Annotated in this window: 15 protein-coding genes and 1 pseudogene; 9 read left to right on the top strand and 7 right to left on the bottom strand. The window is 46.6% G+C overall.

Translation table 11 applies throughout. The features are described from left to right. Positions 1–465: 465 nt before the first annotated feature. Positions 466–1,278 carry a nucleoside triphosphate pyrophosphohydrolase gene (mazG, locus tag AC4BAP_RS15175; protein WP_490583515.1) on the bottom strand — a complete coding sequence of 271 codons (813 nt, stop codon included), beginning with the start codon at positions 1,276–1,278 and terminating at the stop codon, positions 466–468. A gap of 279 nt (positions 1,279–1,557) precedes the next feature. Between mazG and glmM the strand changes: the two genes are divergently transcribed. From glmM to AC4BAP_RS15160, 3 genes are all read left to right on the top strand, one after another. Then, positions 1,558–2,949: a phosphoglucosamine mutase gene (glmM, locus tag AC4BAP_RS15170; RefSeq protein ID WP_490583514.1), complete on the top strand. Its 1,392-nt coding sequence runs from the start codon at positions 1,558–1,560 to the stop codon at positions 2,947–2,949. Between the two features lie 135 nt (positions 2,950–3,084). After that, a complete protein-coding gene (locus AC4BAP_RS15165; protein WP_490583513.1) occupies positions 3,085–4,227 on the top strand; it encodes a cysteine desulfurase family protein in 1,143 nt (380 codons plus the stop codon). Between the two features lie 89 nt (positions 4,228–4,316). Beyond that, positions 4,317–4,898 carry an LOG family protein gene (locus AC4BAP_RS15160; RefSeq protein WP_490583512.1) on the top strand — a complete coding sequence of 194 codons (582 nt, stop codon included), beginning with the start codon at positions 4,317–4,319 and terminating at the stop codon, positions 4,896–4,898. 179 nt (positions 4,899–5,077) lie between these two features. Here AC4BAP_RS15160 and hemH read toward each other — a convergent pair whose 3' ends face one another. Further along, on the bottom strand, positions 5,078–6,106 hold the full coding sequence (gene hemH, locus AC4BAP_RS15155) for a ferrochelatase (RefSeq protein WP_490583511.1): 1,029 nt from the start codon (positions 6,104–6,106) through the stop codon (positions 5,078–5,080). 880 nt (positions 6,107–6,986) lie between these two features. Between hemH and era the strand changes: the two genes are divergently transcribed. From era to AC4BAP_RS15130, 5 genes are all read left to right on the top strand, one after another. Continuing rightward, positions 6,987–7,874 (top strand): GTPase Era, encoded by an 888-nt coding sequence (era, locus tag AC4BAP_RS15150; protein ID WP_490583510.1) that lies wholly within the window; start codon positions 6,987–6,989, stop codon positions 7,872–7,874. Between the two features lie 64 nt (positions 7,875–7,938). Beyond that, positions 7,939–9,252 (top strand): ribosome biogenesis GTPase Der, encoded by a 1,314-nt coding sequence (gene der, locus AC4BAP_RS15145; protein ID WP_490583509.1) that lies wholly within the window; start codon positions 7,939–7,941, stop codon positions 9,250–9,252. A gap of 69 nt (positions 9,253–9,321) precedes the next feature. Next, the gene (locus AC4BAP_RS15140) at positions 9,322–9,501 is read left to right on the top strand and encodes a hypothetical protein (protein ID WP_490583508.1); all 180 of its coding nucleotides are present in this window, start codon (positions 9,322–9,324) and stop codon (positions 9,499–9,501) included. Between the two features lie 194 nt (positions 9,502–9,695). After that, the gene (locus AC4BAP_RS15135; protein ID WP_490583507.1) at positions 9,696–9,866 is read left to right on the top strand and encodes a hypothetical protein; all 171 of its coding nucleotides are present in this window, start codon (positions 9,696–9,698) and stop codon (positions 9,864–9,866) included. Between the two features lie 178 nt (positions 9,867–10,044). Beyond that, positions 10,045–10,233: a hypothetical protein gene (locus AC4BAP_RS15130; RefSeq protein ID WP_490583506.1), complete on the top strand. Its 189-nt coding sequence runs from the start codon at positions 10,045–10,047 to the stop codon at positions 10,231–10,233. Between the two features lie 87 nt (positions 10,234–10,320). On the opposite strand, the gene AC4BAP_RS15125 is transcribed toward AC4BAP_RS15130, so the two are convergent. Further along, a complete protein-coding gene (locus AC4BAP_RS15125) occupies positions 10,321–10,890 on the bottom strand; it encodes a hypothetical protein (RefSeq protein ID WP_490583505.1) in 570 nt (189 codons plus the stop codon). A 203-nt stretch (positions 10,891–11,093) separates the two neighbouring features. Between AC4BAP_RS15125 and AC4BAP_RS15120 the strand changes: the two genes are divergently transcribed. After that, complete coding sequence (locus tag AC4BAP_RS15120; protein ID WP_490583504.1) at positions 11,094–12,158, top strand: hypothetical protein; 1,065 nt, start codon at positions 11,094–11,096, stop codon at positions 12,156–12,158. A 194-nt stretch (positions 12,159–12,352) separates the two neighbouring features. Here AC4BAP_RS15120 and murQ read toward each other — a convergent pair. From murQ to AC4BAP_RS15100, 4 genes and pseudogenes are all read right to left on the bottom strand, one after another. Next, a pseudogene (gene murQ / locus AC4BAP_RS15115) lies at positions 12,353–13,170 on the bottom strand (N-acetylmuramic acid 6-phosphate etherase). Between the two features lie 42 nt (positions 13,171–13,212). Further along, entirely contained in the window at positions 13,213–14,082 is an 870-nt protein-coding gene (locus AC4BAP_RS15110) for a hypothetical protein (RefSeq protein ID WP_490583503.1), read from the bottom strand. Between the two features lie 45 nt (positions 14,083–14,127). Continuing rightward, positions 14,128–14,388, bottom strand: a complete 261-nt coding sequence (locus tag AC4BAP_RS15105; RefSeq protein ID WP_490583502.1) for a cytochrome b5 domain-containing protein — start codon at positions 14,386–14,388, stop codon at positions 14,128–14,130. A gap of 144 nt (positions 14,389–14,532) precedes the next feature. Beyond that, the gene (locus tag AC4BAP_RS15100) at positions 14,533–15,699 is read right to left on the bottom strand and encodes a formimidoylglutamase (protein WP_490583501.1); all 1,167 of its coding nucleotides are present in this window, start codon (positions 15,697–15,699) and stop codon (positions 14,533–14,535) included. Positions 15,700–15,794: the final 95 nt, after the last annotated feature.

Genomic DNA, 15,794 nt, shown 5'->3' with positions numbered 1-15,794 from the left:
TTTTTTAAAGTTTAAAGTTTAGCTGTTTGTGTTGTAATAAATTGTTTGTGTAAATATTAAATGTAATTGTTTCGCTTTTAGTTCTTTATTCAAATTGCAATTTCTGCTTTTTCTACAATTATCAAATACATAGAGGTATAAAAATTTTCAAAGTATAATATTTTGATGCCCCGGGCCTTCCTACAAATCTAAACATTTTATCTGCCTAAGCAAAGCCTGTGCAAGCTGGCATTTTTGCTCTTGGGCCAACATTAATTACTCTGGTATAGTCTTGTAAATGTAATGGACACTTAACTAAAAAGGAGGAAGTATGTCGGCTTTGATACTAAAACCTGAACTGTATATAACGTTCAGGAGATGCCTGTGCAAAGTGATAAAAATGTATGTTCTGTATCAGCAGTTCTTTATTAGTTTAAGAAAAAGTGCTTTAAATATAGATAAAGTCTCTACACGTTGTATGCTTTCCTACAGTTTTTTTGCCTTATTCCAATAATAATCCATTTCTTCCAAGGTCATGTCCTGTAACTTTTTCCCGTCCCTGGCAGCCTCCGTCTCCATGTACTGGAAACGGCTGATAAATTTCAGGTTAGTTCTTTCCAGCGCCTCCTCCGGATTTATCTCTATGAACCGGGCAAAGTTTATCAGAGAAAACAGCAGGTCTCCAAACTCGGCTGTGGCATGTGTTCTGTCTGTCTGGCTAAAGTCTTCAACATTAAACTCTGATTCAAACTCATTTAGTTCCTCTTTAACCTTTTCCCAGACCTGTGTCTTGTCGTCCCAGTCGAAGCCGGCACCCCTGGCTTTTTCCTGTATGCGCATGGCCTTTACTAGTGCAGGCAGCGAGGCTGGCACACCGCCAAGCACCGATTTGTTGCCCTCTTTCAGCTTTAGTCTTTCCCAGTTCTGTTTTACCTGCTCTTCGGTTTCAGCTTTTGTATCGCCATAGATGTGCGGGTGTCGGAAAATGAGTTTGTCGCACTGTGCATTAAGCACGTCGGCAATATCAAAGGCATTTCTCTCAGAGGCAATTTTGGAGTAGAAAACCATGTGCAGCATAATGTCGCCGATCTCCTTTTTTATTTCCGGGAGGTCGTTTTTAAGGATGGCGTCAGACAACTCGTAAGTTTCTTCTATGGTCAGGTGTCTCAGGCTTTCCAACGTTTGTTTCCGGTCCCAGGGGCACTTTTCACGCAAGTCTTCCATTACATCCAGCAGGCGGTTAAAAGCCTGAAGTTGCCTGCCTCGGGGGCTGTCATCAAAGTTTATGGGAGTAGTCATACCTGCAAATATAATAAAATATGTAGGTACAGCGAATCAGGCGGGGCATGTTAGTGCCTGCAAATGTGATCAAAGTGAGTGAGATAGCACATATTTATTTGTCTTGTGCTGTTTGATGACTATTTAGGTTGGGTATAGATCTGCGCCTGTTTGCTACCCTTGTGTATACTAATACCAACTAATTGTGCTAAGGCGCGGCTTTTCACTAAGTACCAGGCGTTATTCTTCCGAAAGTATGCTAAAATTTGCTACTTTTGCGGACTAATAAATTTACAACAAGTGGCTTTAATAAAATCAATTTCCGGTATTCGCGGTACTATTGGAGGAAAGGCTGGCGAAGGCCTTACCCCTGTGGATGTGGTGAAGTTCGCGGCTGCTTTCGGTACCTGGGTGCTGAAGACAACTGGCAACAACACACTAGTGGTAGGTCGTGACGCGCGCATCTCCGGCGAGATGGTAAACAAGCTGGTTTGCGCAACATTGCAAGGACTAGGTATAAATATTATTGATGTTGGGCTATCTACTACTCCAACTGTTGAGATGGCAGTGCCCGACATGAAAGCGGGTGGCGGCATTATACTTACAGCCAGCCATAACCCAAAGCAATGGAACGCTTTAAAACTGTTGAACCAGAAAGGCGAGTTCATATCAGACGAGGAAGGCAAGCTTGTGCTGGAGATAGCTGAAAAAGAGGCTTTCGAGTTTGCGCAGGTAACTGAGCTGGGGTCTTATAAAACAGACGATACCACGCTGCAGAAGCATATCCAGGCTATACTTGACCTGCCGTTGGTTGATGTAAAAGCCATCCAAGAAAAGAAATTCAATGTCGCCATCGACTGCGTTAACTCTACAGGAGGTATAGCGGTACCTATGCTGCTGGAGGCGCTGGGCGTGAAGACAGTGGAGAAGCTGTATTGCGAACCAGACGGTAACTTCCCGCACAACCCGGAACCGCTTCCGGAAAACCTGCGTGAGATATCAAAGGTGATAGAAAAGGGCAAGTTTGACCTGGGCATAGTAGTTGACCCGGACGTGGACAGGCTGGCCCTTATTAATGAAGACGGCAGCATGTTTGGCGAAGAGTATACTTTGGTGGCTGTTGCAGACTACATTTTAAAGAACCAGACAGGCAACACGGTTTCTAACCTGTCATCTACAAGAGCCCTGCGCGACGTTACGGAGAAGGCCGGTGGCGAGTATTTTGCCGCTGCAGTAGGCGAGGTGAACGTGGTGAACATGATGAAGGCGCAAAATGCCATTATAGGCGGAGAAGGTAATGGCGGTATTATTTACCCGGAGCTGCACTATGGCCGCGATGCCCTGGTTGGTATTGCCCTTTTCCTGACACACCTGGCTAAGTCGGGCATGAGCATGACCCGCCTGCGTGCTTCTTACCCAAGCTACTTTATCTCTAAAAATAAGATCGAGCTAACGCCAGATGTAAGCGTGGACGAGGTGCTGACGCAAATGCAGGAGCGTTACGCAAAGCAGCCAATCAATACCATCGATGGTGTAAAGATAGAGTTTGGTAAAGAGTGGGTGCACCTGCGCAAGTCCAACACAGAGCCTATCATCCGGATCTATGCCGAGTCTGACAGCAATGCTACTGCAGAGCACCTGGCCAATAAAATTATCGCTGACATTAAAGAAATCATTTCTGTTAAAGCATAATGTGGTTTTGCTGTAGCATAGTATAACCAGCAATCAGGGGTTGCGCCAAAGGAGAAACAAGGTCTTTTTTCTCACTTGGCGCAACTTTTTTTTATACTTTAGTGGTTCGTTAAATTGAATTCATCCCGAAATAACATGCGTGTTTACCTAGATAATGCTGCTACCACTCCTCTTGATAAGGAGGTTTTTGATGCGATGGCGCCTTTCATGCTGGAGCATTTTGGAAATCCTTCGTCCATACACTCGCATGGGCGTGAGGTTAGATCCGCAATTGAAAAAGCCCGCAGAACAGTAGCTACCTTATTGAATACTTCGCCTGCGGAGATATTTTTTACTTCGGGGGGCACGGAGGCCGACAATGCCGCTATCCGCTGCACTTGCCGCGCCTATGGTATAAAGCACGCAATCACTACCAAACTGGAGCACCACGCGGTATTGCATACTATGGAGTTGCTGGAGAAAGAGGAGGGTGTGCAGGTAGCTTACCTTAAGCATGATGAGCGGGGCAACCTGGACCTTGCGCATCTGGAGGAGCTACTGGCAAGCCAGCCACGCACAATGGTGTCTGTTATGCACGCCAACAACGAGATCGGCACTTTAAATGACATTGAGGCGATCGGGGAGATATGCAAGAAGTATGACGCCATCTTCCATTCTGACACAGTACAGACGATGGGCCATTATAAGCATGATATACAAACGCTGGGGGCAAACTTTATAGTTGGCTCAGCACACAAGTTCCATGGGCCTAAAGGCGTGGGCTTTTTGTACTGTGACGCCAACGTTAAAATAAACCCGTTGATACAGGGTGGTGCCCAGGAGCGTAATATGCGCGGTGGTACCGAGAACGTGTATGGTATCATTGGCCTGGCTAAAGCACTGGAGATCGCTTACCGTGACATGGAGGAGCATGCCAAGTATATTCAGGGCCTTAAGGACAGGATGATCTTTAAACTGCGCGAGCAGATGGAGGACATAAGCTTTAACGGCATGTCGGAGTTTGGTGATAAGAGCTTGTATACGGTTCTGAACGTGAGCCTGCCAGCCTCTGATATTAACGAAATGCTGTTGTTTAGTCTGGATATAAATAAAATCTCTGCTTCGGGTGGAAGTGCCTGTAGCAGCGGCGCCAATGCCGGCTCGCATGTTTTACGCGCCTTAAACGCAGACCCGACCCGTGGCTCCGTGCGTTTCTCCTTCAGCAAGTATAACACAAAAGCAGAAATTGACTATGTAGCCGAAACCTTGGCTAAAATGTATAAAAAAGAACTGGCTTAAGTATAACAGCTTGTTCTGTAAAGTATAAAAGGGCTTCAGCTGCAACGTTGGAGCCTTTGTTTTTTAAAAGAGTCCATTAAAAGTATAAGATGAAAAGTATAGGTGTTTTTTGCGGGGCTAACCACGGATCAAATCCAGTTTACCAGGAGGCGGCAGCTAAACTGGGTAAATTAATGGTGCAGCAGAATATCCTGCTTGTGTATGGTGCCGGCAATGTAGGTTTAATGGGGACCATCGCCGATGCTGTGCTGGCCGATGCTGGCAAGGCAGTTGGCGTTATTCCGCAAAGCCTGGTTGACCGGGAGGTGGCGCATACAGGTTTAGCGGAGCTGCACGTGGTACAGACCATGCATGAGCGTAAAGCACTGATGGCGGCCCGGTCGGATGCTTTCATTGCCATGCCGGGCGGTTTCGGCACCTTTGACGAGATCTGCGAGATTATCACCTGGAACCAGCTGGGTATTATTAAAAAGCCGGTGGCATTCTTTAACGTGAACGGTTACTGGGATAAATTCCTGGAGATGGTTGACCATACCGTGGCTGAGGGCTTTGTAAAGTATGACCAGCGCGAAAACCTGATCGTTGAAAGTGACCCGGAAGTACTGCTTCAAAAGCTCAGAACTTACGCCGATGCCACTTCGGATTACTGGGTAGACTTTAAGAGGATCTAATTACAGATTTGAAGATGTGGAGATTGGGAGATTTGAAGATGTCTCTAAAGTATAAACCAGAAGCGCTGATGCATAAGTTTGCATCGGCGCTTCTGGTTTATACTTTAAAATTTTATGATTTTTTACTGGAGTTGAATTAATAAGGAATTCTTAACTCTGAAAATCATCTTCAAATCTACTTAATTTTCTAGTATCATGTTTTTTACTGCCTCTACCCAGGTGTCGTTAGAGTTCAGGCTTTCTACCAGTTGCCATTTCTCGCCGCCGGCGTGCTCAAACATTTCTTTAAACTCTTCGCCTACCTCAATGGTAGTTTCCAGGCAGTCGGCTACGAAGGCAGGGCTATAGGCCAGTACTTTCTTGATGCCTTTGGCCGGAAGCGTCTTCAATACCTCATCTGTGTAAGGCTGTAGCCACGGGTCTTTCAGAAGCCTAGACTGGAAGGTAACCGTATACTGGTCTTCGCGCAGTCCCAGCTTCTCGGCCAGTAACCTGGAGGTGGCGAAGCAGGCTGCCCGGTAGCAGTATTTGTTGCGCTTATTGTAGGTATTGCAGCAGGCTCCTAACTGGCAGTAGCCCTTGTCGCTGCCTTTCAGCACTTGTCGTTCTGGCAAACCGTGATAACTGAAGATGACATGGTCATAATTATCCTGTTCCATATGCTGCTTGCCCAGTTCTGCAAAGGCGTTGATAAAGCCAGGGTCGTCGCAGAAAGAGGAGATAAAGTTAATGCTAGGTATAACCCACCATTCACGCACAATTTCCATTACTTTATCTTGTACCGAGCCAGTAGAGGCAGCGGCATACTGCGGGAAAAGCGGGAGCACAATAATGCGGTCTACACTTTTATCGCGCAGCTCTTCCAGTGCACTTTTTATACTTGGGCTTTGGTAACGCATGCCAAAGGCAACATAATAGTCATCGCCTAAAGCAACTTGAAGCTTTGCCTTCAGATCAAGGCCATGGTACAGCAGCGGGGAGCCACGTTCGGTCCAGAGTTGCTTGTATACTTTAGCCGACTTTGGAGCCCTGAATGGAGCGATAATGCCATTAACTAACGCATAGCGTCCAACAGGATTCATATCTATCACACGAGGGTCCAGGAGGAACTCGCGCAGGTATTTTCTTACGTCAGGAGTGTTGGGACTATCCGGAGTGCCGAGATTTACCAGTAACACGCCAATCTTGCCAGCTTTTTTCTTGCTCATTTATACTTTAAAATACTTTTGCCCTACAAAGATACGAAGTATAACTCGTTTGTTATTGATTGATAGTTTCTATGTATTGATAGAGACTGTTGGGTAAAGCAGAAAGTATGGTGAATTGTTTATTTTGTATAGACCTCGCAGCACTTGGCATATACCACCCATGCACCTTAATATCCAGAGATCGTGTAATCATTAGTCTCATACCTTCTATTTGTAAGAAATTTATTTGCTTCTAGCTGGCTTTTCGCCTCGCCGGCTGGGCCTTACTTTTCTCCTTGATGAGAAAAGTAAGCAAAAGAATCAAGACAATTTTGTTTGTCGAGGGCCCCTACCCCCACTCGCTGAACGCTCAAACAAAAAATCGTCGTAAGTGCACATGGCAAGTTTTGTTGATTTGTAGGAGAGGTGTAAAATATGCCTTGCCCATCCCTGGCCAACGAGGGGAGTTTACCAAAGACGATTAACACACCCCTACCCCTCTCAAGAGGGGAATCTCTACACTACCAATTTATACTTTTAAGCCAGTTGCAACAGCCGTCAACAAAGAAGTATCAATCCCAGCCTTTGGGTGGGGGAAGGGGCCCTCGATAAAGAGCGCCTTGTAGCTGTTGCGGAGCAGAGCGAAGGCAGCTTCAGATACACAGTGCGATGCCAAAAGGCGAGGCCACGCTTAAAGAGGGCCCCTTCCTCCGCCTTGAGCGCACCAAAGCCGGATGTGAAACAATACAACTGGTAAGACTGAGGAAGAATGGCAGCTAAATAGAAAGACAGGAACACTAATACCTAAACCTCAAACACTTCCTCTTCATTTACAAATAATTATACATCCCGCATTAGTCTCGTAAAAAAGAAGTAATTTTGCATCCTTAAATTTTAGAGTATGGCCGAAACACCGCATAAAGCCGGATTTGTAAGTATAGTGGGCAAGCCAAACGTGGGTAAATCTACGCTGATGAACGCGCTGGTAGGAGAAAAACTTTCTATCATCACGTCAAAAGCGCAGACCACCAGGCACCGCATCATGGGTATCCTGAACGGAGATGATTTCCAGATCGTGTATTCTGACACGCCGGGAATTATCAAGCCGCAGTATGCCCTGCACGAATCGATGATGGGCTTTGTGCGCACCTCGCTGGAGGATGCCGACGTTATACTTTTCGTGACGGACATTTACGAGAAGCACGACGAGGACGATGTGATCAAAAGACTGCAGCACGCCGAAGTGCCTATACTTCTGCTGATCAACAAAATTGACCAGGCCACGGAGGATGAGGTGAAGGAGAAGGTGGCTTACTGGCAGGAGGTTATGAACCCAACCGAGATCATGGCCATCTCAGCATTGCATAAGGTTGGACTGGAGCATCTGTTTGAGCGCCTGCTGCATCATTTGCCGCAACATCCGCCATATTACCCTAAAGATGAACTGACTGACAAGCCTGAGCGTTTCTTTGTGTCAGAGATCATCCGGGAGAAGATCCTGATGAACTACAAGAAGGAGATTCCTTACAGCACAGAGGTAGTAGTGGAAGCCTTTAAAGAGGAGGAGGATATCATCCGGATTCGTGCCGAGATCATAGTAGAGCGCCGCAGCCAGAAAGGCATTATTATTGGCAACAAAGGCGAGGCGCTGAAGAAAGTAGGCACACAGGCCCGGGTGGACATGGAAGACTTCTTCCAGAAAAAAGTATTTCTTGATTTATACGTGCGCGTGAACGAGAACTGGCGAGCCGACCAGAAGCTGTTACGCCGTTTTGGCTACAGCGAGTAGCGCACCATAAAGCTTCGGGGCAGGGTGCTCCGAGGGCACTTTAACTATTTTTTATTTTAGAACGATGTCATCAAACATCATTGCGATCGTAGGTCGCCCAAACGTGGGTAAATCCACGCTTTTTAACCGCCTGATTGGCCAGCGCAAAGCCATCATGGACAACGTGAGCGGCGTAACCCGCGACAGAAGCTATGGCCACGGCGAGTGGTGCGGAAATTTTTATACAGTAATCGATACGGGTGGCTATGTGCATGGCTCCGACGATATTTTTGAAACTGAGATAAACCGCCAGGTGGAGTTGGCCATGAACGAGGCCGACGTTATACTTTTTATGGTGGATGTAGACGCAGGCTTAACCGGCCTTGACGAGGAATTTGCCAACGTACTGCGCCGCACCGATAAACCAGTTTATGTAGTTGCCAATAAGGCCGACACGAATGCGCGTATGCACCAGATGGGTGAGTTCTATGCTATGGGTGTAGGTATCGATATTTACCCAATCTCATCGCAGAATGGCTCTGGTACTGGCGAACTACTGGATGAAGTGGTAAAGCACTTTAAAGACGAAGGCATAGAAGACCCTGATGCTGGTATTCCCAAAATTGCCGTGTTGGGCCGCCCTAATGCAGGTAAGTCTTCTTTTGTTAACCTGTTGCTAGGCGAGGATAGAAACATTGTAACTGATATTGCCGGCACTACCCGCGATGCGATCCACTCGCGCTATAATGCGTTTGGCAAAGAATTTATTATTGTGGATACAGCCGGTCTTCGCCGCAAAAGCAAGGTAAGCGAAGATATCGAGTTTTATTCTGTAATGCGTGCTATACGTGCCCTGGAAGATGCCGACGTTTGTATTGTGATGCTGGATGCCACACGAGGTATTGAGGCGCAGGATGTGAACATTATCACGCTTGCCGAGAAAAACCGCAAAGGCATTGTTATACTTGTAAACAAGTGGGACCTGGTAGAGAAAGACACCAACACCACCCGTGAGTTTGAGCAGCAAATTCTGGAACGAATTGCGCCAATAAAGTATATCCCGATCATCTTTACGTCGGTGCTTACAAAGCAGCGTATACACAAGGCTGTGGAGAAGGCCATGGAGGTTTATGAGAACAAAACCCAGAAGATACCTACTTCTAAGCTAAACGACCTGCTGCTACCGGACATCGAGCGTTACCCGCCACCGGCCATCAAAGGCAAGTTTATCAAAATTAAGTATGTAACGCAGTTGCCAACACACAACCCAACGTTTGCATTCTTCTGTAACCTGCCACAGTATATCAAAGAGCCATACATGCGTTACCTGGAAAACAGGCTGCGCGATCATTTTGGTTTTGAGGGTGTTCCGGTGAAACTAATATTCAGGAAAAAATAGAAAAGTATTAGGAGATTGAAATATAGTAGTATATTTGTCTCTTCATTTCATCAAAACACTTAAAACACCATGAAAAAAGTATTCGGTTTACTATTTGTTGCTGGTCTTTTCGCTTTCGCATCTTGCAACAACACTGAAGAGACAGCTACTGAAGTAGAAACTACTGAAGAGACTGTAGTAGAAGAGGCTCCAGTTATGGAGGAAGACACTACTGTAGTTCCAGTTGACACAACTGAGGCTGCTCAGTAATCAACGAAACCTCCCGGCGCATGGCCGGGCAGCAAAGGCCACCCCAAAAGGGTGGCCTTTGTTTTTAATATTTTTTTACAACTATATTCTGTTATCAGCGTATTCGTAGTGTTTTCTTGAAACGGGGAAATCAGGTGTTTTACTTCTGGTGATCGCACTTGTTAATTTGTTACCAATCACTTAAAAATATGATTATGAAAAAGGTACTCTACGTATTTGCGCTAGGCTCTCTGTTTACGTTTGCAGCATGCGACTCGCCGGCAGAAGAAAGAGCTGAAGAAAGAGAAGAAGCTATTGAGGAGATGGAAGACGAGGCTGAGGATATGGCCGAAGAGATGGAAGATACTACTGCTGTAATTGAGTAGCAAAAAGTATAGAATATTGCGGGGCTAAATGCAGATACAAAAGGTATTTATGGCCCCAACAGGTATAAATAGAGCACTTATTCAACCCAGAAGCTAATTTAATCGTTGTTAATAAATGCAAATATTTATACTTCTGATTTGAGGTATATAGTAAGCACTTAAACAAAATATAATTGATATGAAAAAGACATTTTTAATGCTGTTCGCCGCAAGTATGTTCTCATTCGTTGCATGTGACTCACCTTCCTCAGAAGCGGAGGATGTAGTAGAGGAGGCGGAAGACGTAGCTGAAGAAAAAGAAGAGCTTCGTGATGAAGTACAAGAGTACAACGAAGAGGTTGCAGAAGACACTACTGTGATTGAATAAGTCGGATCTTTTTGATCTACCCTTTTCAGAATAATTACTAAAAGCTTTTAGCATCTATAGCAACAGGTGCTGAAAGCTTTTGTTTTGTTACGGCCCCAGCCTTTTCTGAATCATACTGTTTACTAGTGCGAATAGGCGCTTCGGGGTAAAGGTGCGCCAGTAAATATCCTCCAGGCTGCCACCCGAGTTAATGTAGGAGTCCAGGTTATAGTTGCGCATTTCGCTGAGCACAAAGTCCCGGAAGCCAATGGCGGCAATCCAGCCTTCTTCAATATCCTCAAACCACTCTTCATAGTATGAGTCGTCAGACCCATGAAAATTAAACACATTCTCGCCAATAAGTATAAAGTGCTTGATGCCCTCAGACACAAGTGGGTCAACAATATTGCGTTTCAGGCTCATGATGTCGTTGTTCAACGCATCATTCCACTCGCCTATAAACTCAATCACTACAAAGCCCAGATCATAATCCGTGTAAAGGATCTTAAGGAAAAGGGTCTCAGAGTCGATGTCGTCCCACTGCGGGTGTATGTAATACCCATAAATGGTATTGGTATAATGGGTAAGGCTGTTCTCGGCCCCAAACAATGGGGAACGCGGGTCGTCTGACGCCGAGTATTTCTCAATCCAGTTATAAAATGGTTCGATGTCGTGCATAAGAGTGAGTTAAGGTAAGGCGCGGCCAGTGCCAGCCCCCGAGTACATGTACTGCAAAGCTTTTTGGAAAGTTGAAGCAGCCGGCGCTGTTTCAAATATGAAACTTATCAGCACAAAACAGCCTTGATGTATAAGGTGTGCAGGAAAACAACGTTATACTTGTGCAAAATAAACAATCTGCTTCTCTAAACCCTTACTTTACCATGAGAAACAAATTTTTAGTAGCCGCCCGTTCTTTTGTGCTGTTGGTTTTTGTGCTGCTGGCTACCAGTGCCTACGCAGAGAGCGTGGACTATACCAAAGCATATTTCCCCCTGATCAACAAGGCAGAGCTAAGTATACTTGAGAAAGACTATGCCACGGCACTGCAGTTGTATGAGCAGGCTTTCCAGGCCGTGCCCACCCCGTTTGCCCGCGACTATTATAATGCTGCTGTTTGCGCCATGCTTTTGCAAAACAAGAAGCACTCTTTGGCATACTTGCAGCGGCTGGCAACTAAGGGTGTAAGTATAGATTACCTGGCAGCGCAACCAGTATTCGACTCGCTGCAGGCAACAAAGCAATGGAGAAAGTTTAAGAAGAAGTACCCTAAGTACCGGCAGCAGTATGAAAGCCAGTATAACATGGACCTGCGGGCCGACCTGGACGAGCTTTATGCCCGGGACCAGTACTTCAGGCAGGCGGCAGGCGGTTTGCGCATATACGGCGATACGCTTCAAAAAATAGAGGCGGCCAATGTGAAAAAGCTTCTGCAGTGGGTGGATAAGCATGGGTACCCCGGTGAGAGCCTGATCGGAGTGGGGGATACGCTGGAGCAATTGCCCCGGTTCAGCGTTGTGATACAGCGGCAGACAAAAGCCAGAAAAGGCCACGACTTCTCCCAGATGTTGGAGGAGGCTGTGAAGCAGGGCCGGTTAAGGCCACAGGCGGCGGCATATCTTATTGAGCAGCAGGTTGGGCGAAGCAAGTATGGCTCAAAGGCATTTGTTAAAATAAGCTGCAACGCCTGCGAAGAAGGTGAATCGCAGAACGACGTGGAGCAATATATGGAAGAGAGGCGCACCGAGAAAGAGCTGCTTACCATTGAGGCTAACCGCGAAAGACTTGGACTTGAACCGCTTGGAGATTATAAGAAGAAAGTGTTGTATGGTATGGCCGACAAACGCTTTAAACTGAATTATACCTGGTCTGTGGTAAATTATAAGGTGCCCAGTAAGGAAGCCGCCGAAGTTATGATGGCTAACTTTATAATGGCAGAGGCAGAGTAAGAAAAACGAAATAGAAGCTGTTTAGGGTTTTGGCTAAAAGAAATCGAACCCGCCATTGTTGGTGTTTTTCACCAACGATTTAAGGAACTGGCTATTATACTTGCTGGTGAGAACACGCAGCAAGGGCAGGCAGTATTACTATAAGCAGGCTCATAGTATAAAGAAATGGGAAGCAGTATCATTGCTTCCCATTTTTATTTTGTGCTTTTGCCGTTTGTATAAGCGTTGATGGCTGCACGAACGCTCCCGAATTTTTTTAAGAGGGCTGCGGCCTCTGGTCTTGTCAGTTTAAGCTCGTCCATTAACATGCGGGTGCCACGGTCAACCAGCTTTTCATTAGATAGCTGCATGTCTACCATTTTATTCCCTTTTACACGGCCAAGCCTGACCATAGTAGAGGTGGTAAGCATGTTAAGAGCCAGTTTTTGTGCCGTGCCTGCCTTCATGCGAGTGCTTCCCGTTACGAACTCCGGGCCTGTGACTACCTCAACAGGATAATCGGCTGCGGCGGCAACGGCGCTCTCTGTGTTGCATACTATACAACCTGTGGCAATGCCTTGCGCACGGCATTTTTGTAGTCCGCCAATTACATAGGGTGTCCTTCCGGATGCAGCAATGCCCACCACAATGTCCTGTGCGGATACTTCGTGCTGCTGCAGGTCCAGCCATGCCTGTTCCATGTCATCTTCCGCAAACTCTACCGCTTTCCTGATGGCAGTGTCGCCGCCGGCTATTAACCCGATACCATGCCATGCGGTACACCATAAGTGGGAGGGCACTCTGATGCATCTACTATACCCAGGCGGCCACTCGTGCCTGCCCCGATATAAAATAACCTTCCCCCATTTCTTAGTCTTTCTACAGTCGCCTCTACCAACCGTTCCAACTGCGGAATGGCGGCTTCAACTGCGAGGGGCACTGTTTTGTCTTCGCGGTTTATGTTAACAAGCAACTCCCTGATGCTCATTTGCTCCAGGCGGTCGTAGTTAGAGGCTGACTCTGTGGTAGACATGGTGTGCTAATGGATAAAAGTATGATCAGAAGCTGGCAAACTCTATTGATTTGGTGTGCCGAACGCTTGTAACAGTTCCTGGTGATACAGGATCATGCCTTCGCTTGGTGTGCTCAGGATCTGGCCCATGTTCACGCCATACTTTTTAGCTACCTGCTTCAGTGTATCAGAGAAATGGAAGGCGATAGAGCCCACGAAATGCACTGGAAGCGTATCAAAGTTTTCGTATTTGGTAATGTGGTGCTCAAAAAACTCTGAGAAGCTTTCGTAGATCATCGCCTTGATGGCCGGGTGCTGGCGCTTTTCATGCATGAATTTAGCAAAAGAGGCCATATAGCGGCTAGGTACATCGCTGCCATACAGCTCGTCAAGTATGCCGTTCTTGGTCAGGTTATACCTGTTTTTAAGCGATTGGGCCAGCTCTTCCGGTAACTCACGGTACAGAAACGCTCTGATAAGCAATTTGCCCATGTAGGCACCGCTGCCCTCGTCGCCTAACAAAAAGCCTAACGACGGCACGTTGTCTATGATCTCAGACCCATCATAAAGGCAAGTGTTGGAGCCTGTGCCAAGTATACAGGCAATGCCCGGGTTGCGTCCGCACAGCGAGCGTGCAGCGCCCATCAGGTCGTGGTCTACGTGAATTTCTGAAGTAGGGAAAGCCATTCTCAGGGCATCCTCTACGCGTTTGTTCCGTTCGGGTGAGCTGCATCCGGCGCCATAAAAATAAATGGCGCTTGGTGTCTTATGCTGTAGTTGCGGCAGCAGTGATTCGTTTAAAGCCTTGTAAATTTCGTCAGCCTCCTGGTACATCGGGTTAAACCCGATGGTTTGTACCTGACCGAAAGTTTCCGTGGCCGTAACCATGCGCCAGTCTGTTTTAGTAGAGCCGCTATCAGCAATTAATATCATATGTATAAGTAAAGTGGTTCCTACAAATTAAAAAAGGTTTCCGTATTAATTGTTCCCCATACGGTAAACAGAGTTTTTTACTACCCCGATTGCCTCAAATTTATCAAAAACATAGTCTGTATGGGGCGCATCTTTCAGTTCTACGGTAAGGTCTTGCCCGGCCCAGTGCTCATAGTGGTTGCCTTCGCGCCACAGCCTCGACTTTCCAACATCGTAAATCACGCCCTTATACGCTATCCATACTTCGTCGCGGTCCTGCCCGTTACGTGAGGCCAGTTGTTGTAAAGTATACTCGGGTAAGATCATCTTTAATGTGCTAATTTGTTTAATGTATTGATATGCTAATTTAAGTATGCTAAAATGTAGCTGCTATAGAAGCTTGTTTATTAACTAATTCGAGTTAAATTTTATCCGTTAATTACTACATTAAAACATTACCCAATTATCACATTATCCGATTCTTGCCTGCGTCAGTATCCAGCGGTTCGGGATTTCGCCTTTAATGGCTTGCAGGTAGTCCTCGTAGCTGCATGGCACCACGCGGTTGCCTTTCTCGCTGCTCAGCGCCTCAACCTCCAGCCACCATTTCTCACTGTGCTTGCTTTTGTAAAAGATCATGCGGTCCGGGTTATCCTCCGAGAAGGCAACGGCATACTTTGTAAACTGCTTGCTGTTAAAGTCAGTCTCGTTTTTGCGGTGGTAGTACCCCTCTATAAAATACCAGATCATGGTGGCAATTGTCATGGCGGTTAACTCACGCTCATCTGCCTCGGGGTTGTACTCATAAATGCCCAGCGAGGTTAACTGATCGTTTAGTCCGGCATACCAGCATATCTGGCATGCCTCTTCAGCGGTTAACCCAAACGGGTTGGCCGGTTCATAGCCGGGGGCATCCTGGTGCCTGATCGCGGAGATGTCAAAAGTAAGCAGGTCTGCTACACGCACCACAGGCTCCATCTCCTGCACGTTGCGGTGTACCTCGCCTACCCGGTGCGCTTCAAAATGCAGTTTCTCCAGTGTAGCCATAACCTCCGGCTCCACCAGGTACGACTGGTAGCCTATCTGCCCCAGGCTGAAGAGGTAATTCGGTTCATGCACCAGTATCTGGCGAAGTTGTTTTTTATTGGCTGCGGCTTCCGGGTCTTCTGTCATGTCCACGGTGCTGTCCACGGTTACCATGTTTACCACACGGTCCAGGTGTTCGTAGCCGAGGTACTGGCCATACTCCAGGTCGTGCGTGCCCCCTATAATAACAGGTATGGTATTGTGTGAAATAAGTACTTCAACTATCTCTTTCAGGCGAAGGTAAGTGTCATCCAGCGTTATTCCGGGGCGCAGGTTACCCAGGTCCACAATCTGGCATCGGCCACTACCTTTCAGCAGGCTGTAGAGCTTTTTTCGCACCGATCGTGCCGGAGAGGAAGCAGGTGTTGTTTCCATGGTTTCTGCCCCGGTAAGGCCACGGGTTTCGTGTACGCCAAGTATGGCTATGTCGGCTGCTCTCCAGTCCGGAAACTTGCTTACGAAGCGGTTGATGTAGGCGCCAAGCGTGCGGGGCCTGTTCATCTTTACAAAAACATCTTCGTTTAGCGGCTCAAAAAAGATAGAAAGGTTCATGTAGTAAAAACTGTGGTAGCCAAAAATACTAAAATAACAGTTTTTATGCTGATATCTGCCATAAGTAAGCTTCAATTATCAAAAAATATAAGATA

This window comes from Pontibacter sp. GD7, assembly GCF_058216375.1.
Note: the sequence above shows the minus strand (reverse complement) of the source record. Positions and strands in the feature narration are given on the sequence as shown.

Bases quoted from the DNA above. Each gene is read 5' to 3' on its own strand.
- AC4BAP_RS15130 (WP_490583506.1), top strand. From the start codon at position 10,045: ATGAAAAAGACATTTTTAATGCTGTTCGCCGCAAGTATGTTCTCATTC.
- AC4BAP_RS15135 (WP_490583507.1), top strand. From the start codon at position 9,696: ATGAAAAAGGTACTCTACGTATTTGCGCTAGGCTCTCTGTTTACGTTT.
- era (WP_490583510.1), top strand. From the start codon at position 6,987: ATGGCCGAAACACCGCATAAAGCCGGATTTGTAAGTATAGTGGGCAAG.
- AC4BAP_RS15110 (WP_490583503.1), bottom strand. From the start codon at position 14,082: ATGATATTAATTGCTGATAGCGGCTCTACTAAAACAGACTGGCGCATG.
- AC4BAP_RS15165 (WP_490583513.1), top strand. From the start codon at position 3,085: ATGCGTGTTTACCTAGATAATGCTGCTACCACTCCTCTTGATAAGGAG.
- AC4BAP_RS15160 (WP_490583512.1), top strand. From the start codon at position 4,317: ATGAAAAGTATAGGTGTTTTTTGCGGGGCTAACCACGGATCAAATCCA.
- AC4BAP_RS15125 (WP_490583505.1), bottom strand. From the start codon at position 10,890: ATGCACGACATCGAACCATTTTATAACTGGATTGAGAAATACTCGGCG.
- AC4BAP_RS15140 (WP_490583508.1), top strand. From the start codon at position 9,322: ATGAAAAAAGTATTCGGTTTACTATTTGTTGCTGGTCTTTTCGCTTTC.
- der (WP_490583509.1), top strand. From the start codon at position 7,939: ATGTCATCAAACATCATTGCGATCGTAGGTCGCCCAAACGTGGGTAAA.
- AC4BAP_RS15105 (WP_490583502.1), bottom strand. From the start codon at position 14,388: ATGATCTTACCCGAGTATACTTTACAACAACTGGCCTCACGTAACGGG.
- mazG (WP_490583515.1), bottom strand. From the start codon at position 1,278: ATGACTACTCCCATAAACTTTGATGACAGCCCCCGAGGCAGGCAACTT.
- AC4BAP_RS15100 (WP_490583501.1), bottom strand. From the start codon at position 15,699: ATGAACCTTTCTATCTTTTTTGAGCCGCTAAACGAAGATGTTTTTGTA.
- hemH (WP_490583511.1), bottom strand. From the start codon at position 6,106: ATGAGCAAGAAAAAAGCTGGCAAGATTGGCGTGTTACTGGTAAATCTC.
- AC4BAP_RS15120 (WP_490583504.1), top strand. From the start codon at position 11,094: ATGAGAAACAAATTTTTAGTAGCCGCCCGTTCTTTTGTGCTGTTGGTT.